Source organism: Dysgonomonas sp. 37-18 (genome assembly GCF_001899125.1).
GTDB lineage: Bacteria > Bacteroidota > Bacteroidia > Bacteroidales > Dysgonomonadaceae > Dysgonomonas.
This window is the reverse complement of sequence record NZ_MKVC01000034.1, coordinates 23,663-40,129: the sequence shown is the minus strand read 5'-3', so window position 1 is coordinate 40,129 and position 16,467 is coordinate 23,663. Positions and strand designations below refer to the sequence as shown.

Genomic DNA, 16,467 nt, shown 5'->3' with positions numbered 1-16,467 from the left:
CTCTTTTGTTATTTCTTCCTTTTGAACTTGCTCCCCTTATCATAGCTATTGTCGAAAACAAATTTTATTTTGAAATTCTCGTCCAATACCAAAGCTGCATCAAAATGTTTACCTGCCTTGCTTTTGAAGCCTTTGATGGTAGCTGTTTGCTCGCCTTGTAGCAATAGCTGTAACACATCGTTCGATAAGGTCTTTCCGGCAAGGGAGGTAAAGAGCATCAGGTCACAATCAGGCATGGCTCCCGATGCCGAATTATTCCCCGAACACTTTGCCACTTTCGCATAAAAATTAATCGGCAGTCCGCATTTGGGGCAATTGACGGTTTCCTGCTTGGGCAAGGACAGGGAGGTATTCAATAACTCGTCAGTTATCTGCGTGGCATACACTTCTATTCCTTTTTTGAAATTACTCGCTTCGGCTGTTCCCACCTCAATCTTGGCAAAGGTATCCTCCCACATACCGGTCATCTCTACATCGGCTATCCGCTTGTCTTTTACGGCATCATAAACTGCCAAGCCTTTTTCGGTCGGAACGAGTGACTTCTTATCCCGAATCATATACCCCCGTCCAAATAGCGTTTCGATGATAGCCGCTCGTGTAGCAGGCGTTCCAATGCCACAGATCTTTAGAGCTAAACGTTGCTCTTCATCTTCTAAATCTTTACCTGCACTCTCCATCGAGCTGAGCAAGCTGGCCTCGGTGTGGAGCGGCTTGGGTTTGGTAAGTTTCTCCAATAGCTGAATCTGGCTCACGAAGAGTTCTTGTCCTTCGATTAATGTAGGAAGTTCTTTGTCCTGCTCCTGCTCTTTGTTTTGGGTCTTGCTCTTATCTTTATTTTCTTTTCCAAAGACTTCGCGCCATCCGGCTATTTTAATTACTGATCCTTTAGCAATATAAAGCGTATCGGCACAATTCAGGGTAATTGTTGTTTGATCCTTGACACATTTTTCGGAAAAGGCTTCTAACATCCGTCCGGCTATCATATCGTAGATCTTACGCTCATCATAACTGATACTATCGGGAATGTTGCCCGTAATCAGCAGGGCATGATGGTCAGTCACTTTCTTGCTGTCTACCGGATGGGTATTCAGGTTTTTACAAGATAGCTTATTGGCATAAGCACCCAATACGGCATGTGACGCCAGCTTATCAATTAATGGAGGTATCTCATAAAATACATCATCGGAAATGTATCGGCTACCGGTTCTCGGATAGGTAATGTATTTTGCTTCGTACAATTTTTGAGCAATGGATAAGGTTTTATCTGCCGAGAATCCATATTTGCTGTTGGCATCCTTCTGCAAAGAGGTCAAATCATACAGTAACGGCGGCTCTTGTACGATTTCTTTAGTCTCAATACTTTGGACAATAACTGCTCGCTGTTGTTTCTGTTTTTCAAACAGGTCTTTTGCCACAGAGCGGGATTCGATACGATCCTTAGTCATGGCCGAGAAACTTTGATTGGCGAATGATGTATCTAAACGCAATTCCCAGAATGGAACGGGCGTGAAGTTTATATGCTCCAAATAGCGGGAACAGACCATTGCCAGTGTCGGAGTCTGCACACGCCCGAGTGAGAATATGCCTTTTCCGGCTGCTATACTTATCGCCTGGCTGGCATTGATGCCTACTAACCAATCGGCTTCGCTACGGGCTTTGGCTGCATCGTAGAGTTTATCATAACTACTACCGGCTTTTAGATTCTGTAAGCCTTCCCGAATAGCCTTATCGGTCAAAGAACTGATCCAAAGACGGTCAAAAGGCTTTCGACAACCTAAATAGGAATAGATGTAGCGAAAGATAAGTTCTCCTTCGCGTCCGGCATCTGTGGCGACAATGATTTTATCGCATTCGTCAAAAACGGAGCGAATTACTTTCAATTGTTTCAGCGCGGAAGGGTCTGCTTGATATTCTTTTCCTACTCGTTTTTGTCGGGGAATCAATTTAAAGTCTTCGGGAATGATGGGTAATTCTTCCCGCACAAAGCCTTGTAAGCCATACTGTTCGGGCATAGCGGGTCCGACAAGGTGGCCCAATGCCCATGTCACGAGATAATTGTTGCCGGAAATGTATCCGTCTTTTTTATCTGTTGCTCCCACGATAGCGGCTATCTCGCGTGCTACCGAAGGCTTTTCTGCTATAATTGCAATCATTCTTTAGTTATGAGTTACGGGTTACGAGTAGATAAGTTGTGTCTTACTCGTAACAGATGAATAATTTTGGATAATTAGTGAGGTCAGAGACCATTTTGTAGATAGAAGAGTCTGTGAATCTTACATTTTCATTCCTTTGGACTTCTTGACTTCTTTCTTCTCCTGTTGCTGTTCTTGCTGTTTCTCGGATGGCACAGTTTGCCCCTTTTTCAGCGGCTCTTTAATATCTTTAGTCGCTTTGTTGGTCTTGCCTTCGGAGTTGACAGCAACCTGTGCCTTGGAGGCATTGTCGGGTGTAACTTCTGCTCCTTGTTTCTTAGCCCTGTCGGGATTCCATTTGAAAAAGTCAAGTTTTTCCTTCTCTGTATTGACTTTAATATAGGCATTGAATTTCTCTCCGGCCTTATCGGTCATTCCGGTTACATAGATGGTTTTATGTTCCGTCAAGTCCTTTTGTTGCTGTTCGGAGAGTTCTGCTCCCAATAATTTGGTCGGGATGCGGAAACCTGTCGTATCAGATTGCTGTTGTTGATTTTGTGATTGCCCTTGTTTTTGGGTATTATCAAACTTAAATTCCAGGCTCCGATGATCGGCATTGATCTGCACAGTAGCATTGAACTCTTTATCATTCTTCGATTTCATACCCTCCAAATAGACAGCTTTACCTTCGGACAGCTCTTTCTTCTGCTCATCGTTTAGTATTACACCTTTAACTTCATTGGGAATCTTGATTTTATCAGCTCTGACCGCCACCAATTCATTGGTCAGCTTATCGACAGAGAGGAAAGCCTGCATCTTTTGGTCTTTGACCGGTTCGATTTCTACCAATCGCCCGGCATGCCCGGTCTGACGTAGATTCTGTTTATCCTCTTCTGTAAGGCGGACTCCATAGACAAAGCCATCGAGCTGCGGTTCTTTACGCACGGCATGAACAACAAGGTTTAACTTGCCATCGGCAGATTCTCGTAGGGACAGGCGTGCATCGGTACGGATAATACTGTCTCCGATAGCCGTTTTAATAGGTAATAAAATAGGAGTCTTTTGCCAGTTGAGCAGATTATCCAGTGTTTTCTTGTCTATCATATCTCTAGTTACGCCTACGTTTTCGAACTGTGACCAGTTGATACGGGATTCGTCAATGGGCTGATACGGTTTTTTGGCAAAGGCTTCGGGTAAGACACGAATCTCATTCATGAATTTTTTGTTGGAGGGGTTTTCCGGATCTTTAAGCATTGTGCTCAGTACATTGACAATGTTATTCAATCCATCCGCAGGGACTTTGAAGAAATGAAAATGAGTGGGTTCTTTGCATTGGAGCATAAAATTGGACATGAAGTTCTCCAATGCATCGCTGTTCTTGTCGATTTTCAGAAAATCAGGCTCGTTTTCTTTTTTAGGCTCTACGGCTTTGGGGGTGCCGTCTTCACTCAATCCGGTAACTACCTTCGGGTTGGTACTGTCTTTCTCTGTGACCAGCAGAACATCTTGGTCTTTTAATTTTTCATTCATAATAAGTTGGATAATTAGTACGGTCGCAGACCGTTTTGTTAATACATAGCCTACTATTACATAAGCCTCTTTTGTTAGTAAAATACCCGGGATAACGGGAGGATAAATTTTATCGAGGGCTAATGTAAAACGAAAAAAGATAGGATATGCTGATTATCAATTCAGTGGCAGTATTTGGCGTTCATTTGGTAGTATGAAATAGAAAGTCGGGATGAAGCATAGAAAAGAAGAATCCCCACACTGTTACAGCGCGAGGATTCATACACCAATTAAAAACTAAAAGCTAAAACGAGTGAGGTTACATTAATCACCTTCACTGGCTTCATCATCCTTCTTGTCGGGAAGGATTTTCTTATTATCTATTTGATTTTGGAGGTAATTCATAACATCCGACTCCAGGTAGAATGTCTTTTGTCCTATTTGCATATAGGGCAATACACCTAAGCTGCGAAGACGTTGCAGGCTTCGTTTACTCAGTTTGAGCATTACACATAAATCCTGATTGTCATATAGGGTTTCGCCTTTAAGCCTGTTCTTGGCCTTCATCAGCTTGAGCAGCTCATACAAAAGTTTTAGAATCTGCCCCATGCTGTCATCGAATTTGTTATCGGATATTTCCATCTGTTAACCACATTTTTCTAAGAGCAAAGGTCACAGATATAAACTAAAAAAAATCCCTATTAGGGATAAGTATTTTCAAGTGTCAGATTTATTACTTTAATTTACAGTAAATTAAATGAGCCTATTAAAGAAAGGTTAGCGGAAAAATGGAGAAGTTAATAGGGGAAAAATAGCGTGGTCACTATTTTCAAAACAAGGGTACTGGTATAACCTGATATACGAAAAATGTGAGCCACGCTACAATAATAGCATTTAGCTTCACATCTCATTTTATGTATATCTAAAAAATTACCAGTTTTTTGTTTTATAAGATGAAATGAAAAATCAATAAGTTGAAGTTCTACTTTATAAATTTGTTTAATTCATAGGCTTTTTATTTTTCGTTATCCTCATCCATTTTATTGTTTAGTATCTCCCTTAGCCTATCTAAGAATGTAGTCCGTTGTTTGCGGTTTCTCATTTCAAAATAAGCTTTTGACGGATTAGCTCCTAAATCGATATTGAATATATCTTCGAAATAAGATATTATCTCCTTGAGCGTTGCTTTTCCATAATTGAAAGCTCCAAATAGATACAATGCATAGATCAGTTCAATCAGAAAGACTTTATTAACGGTCCAAGTCAGCTTTACTTTTGAGGGATTCGCTCCGTTTATTTCTTTAGAATCATCAATCTTTGCCAATTCATCATAAATATATTTCTCCAATTTATTATTCGCCAGTATCCGAGTTAATTTAAGATCGGCAACAGTAGAAAACAGAGGGTCTCGTTCATGTGAAATACTGTTATGATAAAGCGTATTGTCGGATTGACCGCGAAGGAAATAACGACAGTCCATTGAGGTTTCGTTGGATCGATAATACCGATAGAACGCCCTGTTTTTATCAAAAAAATCAGTAATTCGGGCTAACTCCTTTTCCAAATAAATTTTCAATTCAGGATATCCTCCTGTCGGACGATGGATTTCGAGGTTATACATTTTCTGATAGTAGATCAAATCACAAAAGAGGTTCGGTTTAATCTCCTTGAAAAAGAGAATTTCTTCGGCTTCATCTTTGAATTCATATTGATAAATAAAAACTCTAAGGCGATTAAACGCATCGGTCAATAAAGAAGTGATTTCTTCGGCTTTCTTCAATGTATCTGATTCTTTCGCATTGATTACCAGCAACGATTGATCGACTTCTTTTTGCAAACTGTCTGAAAATTGAATCATAGGCAATTGGGATTAAGTAGATAATATACACAATGTTAGGTTTAATATATCCTGTATGTTTTTACAATTGCTTCTCTTCAATATAGAAAATTTGGCAGTAGTACTCAGGGAATAACAGTCTTATTAATTTAAGTTTATTGAAAGACTTGTTGCCTAACAAATAATCTTGAATGTGTGGTACAACCATTTCAGATACCAAATATGAATCTTCTCCCATGTACTCGAAACTTCGGCCATTAAGAGGTATCCTATAAATATTTATTCCTGGTTCGAGAAGTACATTCTTATTTCTATAATGAGCTTCTTCTCCAATATTCTTACCATATAGTAATGCAATATCGGGATTCCATGTTACCGCAAGACAAGTTAGAGCAGAAAAAGTAATACAAGAGTCGTTTGTCCATTTCGCTTGATCCCATTCGTCTTACAATACCTCTGCACGAATTGATAAAAAAGGAGAGGTACAGAATTATTCGTTTCATATTTTATGTCTTATTGTAATTAATTATTTTACGTTTATTATTATTCTATCTTCTTTCAAATAGCTGCCAAAAGCATGTATCTCAATATTACCTTTTATTTGAGATGACTCTACAATAGCTATCAACTTCCCATTAAATAGGTTCATGTAAGAAGAACAGAATGAGGTTTGACTGGTTGCATCACCATTACATAGAGCCTTAAGCTTTCCTTCTCCGTTTGCTTCAAAAAACAATAACTGATTAGATGTCGGGCAGGGGTTTCCATCTTTATCCAAAACCTCAACGGTTATAAATGATAGATCTTTTCCGTCTGCATTAATCAAATTTCTGTCAGCCGTCATTTTTATTTGATAGGGCTTTCCAGCCGTTCTAATAATCTTCTCTTCAGCAAATTTCCCTAAATTATCATAAGCAACAACTTTGATTTCTCCAGGTTCATAAATGACATCTTCCCATACTAAACGATAACGTTTATATTTATCAGATTTGTCATGCGTCCTAGTTCCCATACTTTTTCCATTGACAAACAATTCGGCCTTCGGATAATTAGTATAGCAGAATACAGGGACTATTTGCCCTATTCTTTCCGGAAAATTCCAGTGCGGTAGAACATGCAATACAGGTTCATCACTCCAATGACTTTGATATAGATAAAATCTGTCTTTTTTTAATCCGGCCAAATCTACAATCCCGAAGTAAGAACTGCGAGCAGGAGTTCCTTCGTTATACGGAGTTGGTTCGCCCAGGTAATCGAACCCTGTCCAAACAAATTCGCCAAATACAAAATCATTATCTTCTTGCGCGGCAAATTCTACATCAGGGATTGCTCCCCATGAAACTCTATCGAGATCATAGCTCGATATCTGATAATCTTCATACCAATCATAGGTTCTTTCTTCGACAGGAAACTTATAAACTCCTCTCGAACTGATTGCGGAAGCTGTTTCGCTGCCATAAATTATCATATCAGGATATTGATCATGTTTAACCTTATAGTCGTATGGCTTGTAATTGAAACCGACTAAATCAATCTCATTAGCCAAACCATTATCGATAGCTTCGGTATGAAAATTGAATCCCGCAGTTGTAGGACGTGTAGGGTCTTCTCTACGGCAAACTTCTACCAACCGACGGGCAATATGAGCCGTGCCTGCCTGTTTTTGTTCACGAACCTCATTACCAATACTCCACATAATAACGGATGGGTGATTCCTGTCGCGACGTATCATAGCTTCCATATCCCGTTCGCACCACTCATCAAAATACTTATTATATCCGTTCTCGTTCTTTTCTCCCAGCCATTCGTCGAAAGACTCTACTTGTACAAGGAATCCCATTTTGTCACACAATTCTAACAATTCCGGAGACGGGGGGTTATGTGATGTGCGGATAGCATTACACCCCATTTCTTTCATCATCTCCAATTGGCGCTCTGTGGCTCTAACATTAACAGCGGCTCCCAATGGCCCTAAATCGTGATGTAAACACACGCCATATATTTTGGTTTTCTGCCCATTCAGAAAAAAGCCTTTTTCACGGTTAAACTCTATCGTGCGGAAACCAAAAGTTGTCTCATACTTGTCATATAGCTGGTTGTCGACATAGACATTCGATACAGCGCGATATAGATTCGGAGACTCTATATTCCATAGCTGAGGAGCCTTTACTTCAATCTGCTGTATGAATTGATTAATTCCCTCTATTCCTTTTTGTTGTCTTGTGTCTGATGCCACTTTAATGCCTTTGGAATCGTATATTTCTGTTATCAGCCTTATATTCTCATTTTCTGTTGATGTCTTTTTTATTGAAGTGTGAATATCGACAGTACCCTTTTTCGTTGTAATGTCAGGGGTTGTAATTTGGGTTCCCCAATGTGCAACATGAATAGGATTGGTTATGACCATTCGCACATTCCGGTATAATCCGGCTCCAGAATACCAACGTGAAGATAAATCTTCATTATGAAGTTTGACAGCTAATATATTTTTTTTTCCAAAGTTTACAAAAGGAGTTAAATCAAAGGCAAAAGAAGAGTATCCATATGCCCAGTTTCCGACAAACTTACCATTCAAGAAGACCTGTGCATTGCTCATCGCTCCATCAAATTCTACAGATATTTGCTTTCCTTTTTCTACGTCAGACAAATCAATTTCTTTTCTATACCAGCCTATTCCAAACATGGGCAAGGCTCCTGTACGACCTGTTCTTAATTCCGATTTTGTATCTCCATCCTCAATAACCTGAGTCCACTGCATATCAATAGTCATGTCGAAATTTCCACATATCGCCCAATCGTGTGGGACTGAAACTTGTTCCCAATTTTGATCATTAAGGTCAGCAGACTCTCCATTAGTAATATCTCCCAAATGAAACCGCCATCCGGTATCAAGCAGTATCGTATTACGAGGACTATCTTTTGCATTTATTATTGTAATAGAATACAAGCAAATAAGAATAAATGTAATTTTTATGATGTTCATTATATTATTATTTTATAGTTTAAAGATATTCTCGCCGGATTTTACATCGAATATTTTGTCGTGTACATGAAGTAAATAGCTGTTATTGCTCACAACGCGAACGATTTTATTCTCCGGTTCATAAATCAGGCTTGTTATCACTTCCCTAAATCTGAGATTTTCAATTCCATGCCTATCAGTACGATGAAGATTCCATTTAATAGAATTTGTATATCCATCAACATTTATTCCAATAATATTTTCTATTAACATAGATATAGGCACCAATCCACTCCATCCCACAAAATTGGGCTTACATAGCATAATTCCACTTTCGTTTACTGACGGCATATATATGTCAGGGGAATAACATTCCCATATTGTATGTGTTTTTTGATACACCTGATCCATCGATTGTAAGAATTTTTCGGAAATAGAATAGGCTAAATCGTTATAACCTTCCTGTTGTAAGCCTTTTACTACCATATAAGAAGTTGGTGCCCATACTCCGCCAAGCCAATATTTGCCTACAACAGAATATGTTTCCTGATCGGCGGCCAGTGATGGCAAGGGTAGTAGCCGCCAGAACAAAGAAGGGTCAGTTATGTTTTCTACCATTCTTCGTGTTTGAGCAGGATTACTGGCATTAGCTAACATTGGCCAAAATGCAGCCACTGTTTTCCATGGGGTTTGAACTCCATCGACATCAACATCATGATATAATCCAGTCTCTTCATTCCACATAAATTGATTGATACGCTTGATTATTTCACGGGATTTTTCATCGTATTGTCTTGCTTTTGTCTTACAACCCAATTCATTGGTTATAAAAGATAGATTTTCGTATAACATCGCCATCTGTGATGACATATCTACCCAGCCAACGGGATCTATTGCCGAGTGTTCGTCACAATCAGGAGCCGGAGCTGGCCGGCCTCGATCACGCAGAGTATTGTCCATTCCACTAGCTTGCCCATTACTCCAGTATAATTGATGGGGACTGTTCTTGTCTATTCTATTTTTATCAATCCATTCGGCATATTTTTCCAACACAGGCAATACCAAAGCTAAACGGGATTTGTCTCCGGTAAATTTATACATTTCAACTTCTGCCCAACCAAAAAGAGGAGGATTGATCGAACGCGCATTGTTAGGCCCCAGTCCCCATACATGATCTGCACCATCAGCTTCGTTTATCACACGACAAATCATCCCATCGGGATGTTGTTGAGCATAAAAATTGTCATGAGAATTAATAAATGGAAAGATATGATAAGCATAACGTCCGAAGAACATTATCAAATTAGTGTCCCATTGAAATATCTGAGGACTTAACCCCTCATCTATCCAAGGCGCCGTAAAAGGGGAGCCTTCAGGTGGAAGCATTAGATTGGAAAATGCTATTTCCCAAGCTTTCCAATATAAGATTTCCCACTCAGGATTTTCCTCAAGAATAGGGACTGGTAATAAATTCTTGATGTCTTCATATTGGGGAAGAGATGAAGGTATTTCACTCTTCTTTTTTGCAAAGTAGATTCCTCTTTTTTCAGAACCACTGACTGAGTTGAGGCAAATAAAGAGTGTGGCGAAAAGAAGTAAGATACGTATTTTCATAACATAATAACTTTATTTTCAGTTTAAATATGTTTTAATGTTTTTCACAAAATCTATTTTAAAATTTTGATCTTTCCCTACTTTGATTTGATCTTTTGTCATATGCTCTATCAAGATATCTCTTGTTTCGTAATTATCGTCTATACTATTGTTTTCTATGATAACATCACGACAACCGTCAAGAAGGAAAGCGGATTTCTGCCATGTATATGGTTCGTATGTTTTTGTTTTTATCACCTCGTTATTTGTAAAGAATAAGCCTTTTACAGAACGAGCCCTGACTAATGGAGCATCAAACACCTTAAATATATTATTTTCAACATGTATGTTTTTGTGATAAGCTTCTGTTTTTGAGCTCACAGGACGATGTGATGGTGTGATAGATATGATAGCATCACCCCATTGCCAACGGTCTCCATCTCTATTTCCCGAGGTGAGGCAGTCTTCAAAGATATTATTTTCTATTCTCACATTACAATTTGCACCTGATTCGAACCAATAATCAATATCCCCTTCAATTAATATTGCAGCTCCGGCTGTATGAAAATAATTATTCTCTATTATAACTTCTTTGGGAGTAGTAACTAAAATGCCTCTTGCTCTATGTTTTTTCAGAATCTTACAATTTTTCAACACCAACGAGGCGGACCATGTCTTATTTTCAATAAAATCACCAACCTTTAAATCCTTTGGTAATGGATCTGTAAAAGATAACAAGAAACCTCTCGAACCATCCTCTCTTTTTATCGGAGTAATATTTTCCAATATACCGATTTCGCCACGTTGAGCTGTTTCTTTATTCAGAAACCAGATTTCATCCCCTATTGTGTTATATATTCCATCTTCTTTTACTTCAACACTTTTAGCATCAACAATCTTTTGAATAATAATATTACGCCCATGAACATTAATAAAATCGTCCCCTTGTCCGGTATGAGTGCAGTTCTCAACTTTTATAACTCCTTTACAATTGATAAAATGCGAAGCATCTGCGACAATACTGAATATTCGTCCTTTAGCCTCATTGACAGTCATGGAAGCGTTATACATAGTTATATTTTCGCTTAATTCTCCTAATACACCATGACTTAGAGCATGGTAAATGGTAATGTTTTTTAATAGAGTATCCTTACTTCTATGTATATGAAAACCAACAGTCAGATAACGAGCATGAGCCATTGAAACAATAGTACCTTTAGGTGGCAATATTTTTGATTTACCATAAAAACGTAAAACCCCATTATTCCTTTCTTCTACTTTTTGTTGAAAAATATCTCCCAATGCACCATCCCATGTCTGAGGCAATATCTCTTTATTGTTTTTATCAAAGAGATTATTTCCTGTATATGATGATCGCCATCCTTCGCCGACAAATGCGATTTTATCATTCTCAATTACATAAGGATATGCCTGCTTATCCATTTTTATATCTAAGTAACTATCCGTTGCTTCTATAATTTCAGCCTGAGATATATATGGCCTGTCCCAATCTACTGAAAAATTTCGGAAAGTTATACCCTCACAGTTGTGAATCATTGCAATTTGCATACGCCCGTGAAAAATAAACTCGGAACCATTACCTTCTATAGTAATATTCTTTAAATTGTTTAGGTCAAACCCAATCGTTACCTCTTCTGAACCATCGCAGTGCGATGGCCAGAAATCATATCTTCCTTTAGGAAAATTCAGAATCATATCTTTTTGTCCAGAACAAGAAGTCAATGCTTCTTTGACTGAGTTTACGATGTCTTTACGGCTATCGGGTATTGCTCCAAAGTCAGTAATTTGAATTACCTGCTTCGCATTTAATAATTGGAAGGATGCCGACAAAAATAGTATGGAGAGTATAAATTTCATTATCGATGTTTGTTGTATATATCTTAAAGGAAAAAGCAGGAAGGCATTGTTAGACGATAATAAGACCTCGTTACCGGTTCTTCATTTTAGATTAACAATGCCGGATAGTATTCTATTTAATTCTAAAAAATTTAACTTCGTCAAAGTCGACAATCGGTTTAGGATTACCTCCAGACGTGGTTACTTGCATACCTATTTCACACTTTCCATTGTTAACATTTATATTATTTATAACAATTTTATGCCATGTAGCACCATTCGGTTGAACGATTAGTTGATCTCCGCCATAATCTTTTGCATAAAGCCTACACATGGAGAAATTGCCTTGTCTAATTCTCGCCCAGGCTTCTAGCTGATACATACCTTTATCTAAATTAGGAATAATTTGCGAAACAGTAAGATCAAAAGCATTAGTATCTGTAAAAACCAATCTGCCTGTAGTGTTATTATATCCTTCATCTTGATATGCCCACAGAGCCCATTCACTGCCCAATGTTTGATTGACATTCCAGCCAACAGGTCTATTCCCTCCTTCAGCCTCAAACCCAGAATTAGTAAGTAAATTTATATTTTGAATAGGTATTGATGGATTTATTGAGTTGGTTATCTTATAAAATTTTATATCATCAAACCATGCCCATTCATCGTTACCTCCGTCTGAATTAGATGCTAATCCAATCTCACACTGCCCATTATCAACATAGATGTTATCAAGTACGATCTTATGCCATTCTTCGCCATTGAGATTAACACTTTGTTCATCTCCTCCATAGCCTTTTACATAAATTTTGGAAGATAAATCATTTCCTTTCTTAGCCACCATAGCTTCAAGCCTATAAATGCCTGTTTCTAATCCGGTTATTGTTTGTGCCACAGCCAAACTAAAAGGTTCAGGAGAGGCATGCACTAACCTGTGAGTACCAGAGTACCCCCAATCTGCATATGCCCAAGCTGCCCACTCATTATTAGAATAGATGCTCCATCCGACAGGCTGCCCCCCTCCTCCTTCTTCAAATCCTGGATTTGTAAGCAAATTAGCTCCGGATTGGATACTATTAGCATTCTCTGAACATTCATAAGTTCTTACATAATCAATTAAAAATTCATTAGGAAGATAGGAGTCTACAGGTGTTCCTGCATGCCCTTCAATGCTAAAAATGATATAACGCTCTTGGTCACTTACACTCGGGTATGATGTTGTATCAAATTCCCAGAATACTTCTCCATCCAAATACATCCGAATAAAGCCATTACGTCGCTCCAGACCATATACGTGAAAATCATCACTTAAATTGAATGACAAATTCTTAACTTTCCACCCTAATGCAACGTGAGGATCCGCCCATTGATGTATTGTACTGGTGAAAATCTTAGGCTTTTCTCCAGCTTGAAGTGTCTCCATAATATCTATCTCGACATTTGGACTATTTTCAGTAGTTGGTTCATCGGATAACCATAATGCAGTCGTAACATTTGCTCTATAGTCAATTGTTTTTGCGCGAATCTCGACATAGCTATTTCCTCCAACTTTGAATGTTGACATAGCAATGCCTGCAGTATAGTTTTTCCCATTTTTGCTTTCTCTCTTAGCGGATAGCCTTAGGAATCCATCCTTAACACTTACATTTTGTGCGTTAAAGGCAAAATCGGTCGATACATCATACCATAAAGATATCCCCCATTTATTAGAATCCCAAACATCAAACTCATCACTAAGCTCTGGAACAAGATCCCATACGGTTTCGTTCAACATACTACTCTTTGAGTTTTTATAATCATTGGTGTGATCAATTAGATCATTATGATCATTGCAAGAGCATATACACAAAAAACTTATTATTGAAATAAAAATATTGATTTTCATGTCTTTATATAAATAGGTTAATTATTTATGAAATACTCATTTTATAAACTAAGCCTGTTACCCACAGATACATTGTGAGTATAGTCATTCATAGTAGGTTTACTCTCGACAACTACTATTACTACTTATAGATATATGACTTCTTACGGGGTCTTAAATATAAGTTAAATTATTAGTTGGAATTAGTTGTACGGAATACTCTTACATAATCGATAAGAAACTCGCTTGGTAAGAATTCATCGACCGGGGCTCCTGCATGACCTTCAACGCTGAGTATTATATAACGATCTTGATAGCTTACATTTTGATAATTTGTGGTATTGAATTCCCAATATGCGATATCGTCAATGTACATTTTAATATAATTATCCAGCCTAATCAATTTATATACATGAAAATCATCACTTAAATTTCCCGTAGGCATATCTATGCTTACCCATCCTAAGGCAGTATCTTGTCCATTTTCCCAATAATGCACAGTTGCCGTAAAATTTTGAGGAGCGTTTTTTGCCTGTAACGTCTCCATTATATCAATTTCTACATTAGGATCATTCTCCACAGCGGGCTGGTCGGACAACCATAAGGCTGTAGTTACATTGGCTCTATAATCTATCGTCTTTGCTCTAATCTCAACACATGTATTATTCCCTAATTGGGTGGTAGAAATAACGGCTCCACATGTATACTCCTTTCCATTATAACTTTCTTTTTTTGCTGCTAAATGAAGAAGTCCATCCTTGACATATACATTATCGGAGGTGAATGCAAAATCTGATGTTACATCATACCACAATGATGTTCCCCATTTACTGTTATTCCAGTTGTCAAATTCATCACTGACAGAAACATCTAAAACCCAGTTGTGTTCCAAAGCCTCATCTGTGTATCCGTCTCCAAAAGGGACACCCTCCGTGTCGTTGCACGCTACAAATGATAGCGCAGATAAGATTAGTAATATATATTGATTTGTTTTCATTTTTATTTGTTTTTGCTGTATAGTTATTTATAATCATTTATTTACGGGATTGGCTTGATTGCCAATCCCATAAAACTTCTCTGTATCAGTATTGCACTTTATAGAACCTAAACTCGTCAAAATCTATTGCCGGGTTTGGATTTCCACCTGATGTTATAACATGCATCCCAACTTCACATGTTCCATTATCGACAAATACGTTATCTATTACTACCCTAGTCCACGTACTGCCTCCGTTCGATTGGACTGTTCGTTCTTCGCCACCATAACCCTTTACATAAATATTACTTGTGGAGAAATCTCCTTGTCTCACCCTAATCCAAGCCTCCAGGCGATAAACTCCGGTTTCCACGCCTATAAGGCTTTGGTAAACATTTATGTCGAACGCCCCTCCGTCGGTAAACACCATTCTACCTGTTGTTCCGTTATAACCGTCATTTTGATATGCCCATAAAGCCCATTCGCTACCGGCAGTACGTTTTACTGTCCAATTGGTAGGTTGGTTTCCTCCTTCAGCTTCAAATCCGGGATTCAATATTAGATTAGCTCCTTCAGTTGGCGGATTGACCGGTGTGGTCGTATTATATACTTTTACATAATCGACTTTAAATGTACGTGGAAGTTGACTATCTACAAGAGATCCTCCGACCGATCCATCGATACCTAAAATTATACTGCGCAATTGATTACTTAACTCTGGATAGTCAGCAGTAAGGAATTCCCACAATAGATTGCCGTCAATATAGAGGCGGATATACCCATTGCGTCTTTCGATGCCAAATACATGAAAGTCATTACTTAACAGGTCATTCAAATATTTCACCCGGGAGCTTATGGCTGTTTCACCGGCTGGCATTATTTGCTGGCTGGCTCCAAAGACAAAAGAATTGGATAAGCCTCCGGCGCCAAGCGTTGTCTTCATTACTGTTATCTTAGTATTTGGATTTGCGGAAGCGGAAGGTTCTCCGAAAAGAGAGATGAAAGAATTTACATTTGTTTTGTTATGAATAACTTTTGCCCGTATCTTAACGTACGTATCCTCTCCTATTTCAAAGTTCGATTTAATAATCCCCGCTGTATATTCTTTTCCATCTTTGGCTTCTTTTGCAACGTTTAATAGTAACTTCCCATTATTTACCGAAACATTACTTGCACTATATGCAAAAATGCCGGATGTGTTTTCCCATATTGAAGTGCTCCATAGAGAAGTGTTCAATTGGTTGAAATCATCGCTTTTCGATGCGTCTAAAGTCCAAACAGAATTATCAAGTTCGTAATCAAACCCACTATCATATTCATCCTCTTTATCATCCACTTCAATTTCACTATCCCAACGAAGCTCTACTGTCCATTCCCTTTTTGTCGATCTATCACCAGCTATAAGGGTATATACGACCGGAACTCTGAAATCTGTAACAACTCCCATTTGTGGGGTAACAATTACACCCTCGGAAACAACAGCACGAGGAGTCAAACTGTCTTTAGGAATACCATCATAAATTACAACCTTTATGACAGAGTTTAAAGTGTCAATTTCAGAAGAGATTATCACATTTTCATTGTTAATATCTACTAAACTGAACGATGTTATTTCAGCCGCCTTATCAGTACTGGACGGATATTCATACAAGTCTGTTTTTTGACACGAGCTTATTATAAATATCGACAAAAGCGAAATAATTACAATTTTGTATGTTTTCATATATATTATTTTAT

At 38.2% G+C, this 16,467-nt stretch carries 10 protein-coding genes and 1 pseudogene; all 11 read right to left on the bottom strand.

The genetic code is table 11. The features are described from left to right. Positions 1-8 precede the first annotated feature (8 nt). On the bottom strand, positions 9-2,153 hold the full coding sequence (gene topB / locus BGO84_RS13530) for a type IA DNA topoisomerase (RefSeq protein WP_291029916.1): 2,145 nt from the start codon (positions 2,151-2,153) through the stop codon (positions 9-11). A gap of 120 nt (positions 2,154-2,273) precedes the next feature. Continuing rightward, on the bottom strand, positions 2,274-3,662 hold the full coding sequence (locus BGO84_RS13525; protein ID WP_291029914.1) for a DUF3945 domain-containing protein: 1,389 nt from the start codon (positions 3,660-3,662) through the stop codon (positions 2,274-2,276). Positions 3,663-3,965: 303 nt separating this feature from the next. After that, positions 3,966-4,283, bottom strand: a complete 318-nt coding sequence (locus BGO84_RS13520) for a helix-turn-helix domain-containing protein (RefSeq protein WP_291029912.1) — start codon at positions 4,281-4,283, stop codon at positions 3,966-3,968. Positions 4,284-4,656: 373 nt separating this feature from the next. Next, positions 4,657-5,499: an RteC domain-containing protein gene (locus BGO84_RS13515; RefSeq protein ID WP_291029910.1), complete on the bottom strand. Its 843-nt coding sequence runs from the start codon at positions 5,497-5,499 to the stop codon at positions 4,657-4,659. A 169-nt stretch (positions 5,500-5,668) separates the two neighbouring features. Beyond that, a pseudogene (locus tag BGO84_RS13510) lies at positions 5,669-5,944 on the bottom strand (glycosyl hydrolase); the annotation flags it as partial. Between the two features lie 60 nt (positions 5,945-6,004). Further along, complete coding sequence (galB, locus tag BGO84_RS13505; protein WP_291029908.1) at positions 6,005-8,461, bottom strand: beta-galactosidase GalB; 2,457 nt, start codon at positions 8,459-8,461, stop codon at positions 6,005-6,007. Between the two features lie 12 nt (positions 8,462-8,473). Further along, positions 8,474-10,054 carry a trehalase family glycosidase gene (locus BGO84_RS13500; protein WP_291029906.1) on the bottom strand — a complete coding sequence of 527 codons (1,581 nt, stop codon included), beginning with the start codon at positions 10,052-10,054 and terminating at the stop codon, positions 8,474-8,476. A gap of 18 nt (positions 10,055-10,072) precedes the next feature. After that, a complete protein-coding gene (locus BGO84_RS13495; protein WP_291029905.1) occupies positions 10,073-11,911 on the bottom strand; it encodes a right-handed parallel beta-helix repeat-containing protein in 1,839 nt (612 codons plus the stop codon). A 112-nt stretch (positions 11,912-12,023) separates the two neighbouring features. Then, on the bottom strand, positions 12,024-13,664 hold the full coding sequence (locus BGO84_RS13490; RefSeq protein WP_291029903.1) for a glycoside hydrolase family 16 protein: 1,641 nt from the start codon (positions 13,662-13,664) through the stop codon (positions 12,024-12,026). 283 nt (positions 13,665-13,947) lie between these two features. Then, on the bottom strand, positions 13,948-14,751 hold the full coding sequence (locus tag BGO84_RS13485) for a glycoside hydrolase family 16 protein (protein WP_291029901.1): 804 nt from the start codon (positions 14,749-14,751) through the stop codon (positions 13,948-13,950). A gap of 85 nt (positions 14,752-14,836) precedes the next feature. Beyond that, complete coding sequence (locus tag BGO84_RS13480) at positions 14,837-16,453, bottom strand: hypothetical protein (RefSeq protein ID WP_291029899.1); 1,617 nt, start codon at positions 16,451-16,453, stop codon at positions 14,837-14,839. Positions 16,454-16,467 lie beyond the last annotated feature (14 nt).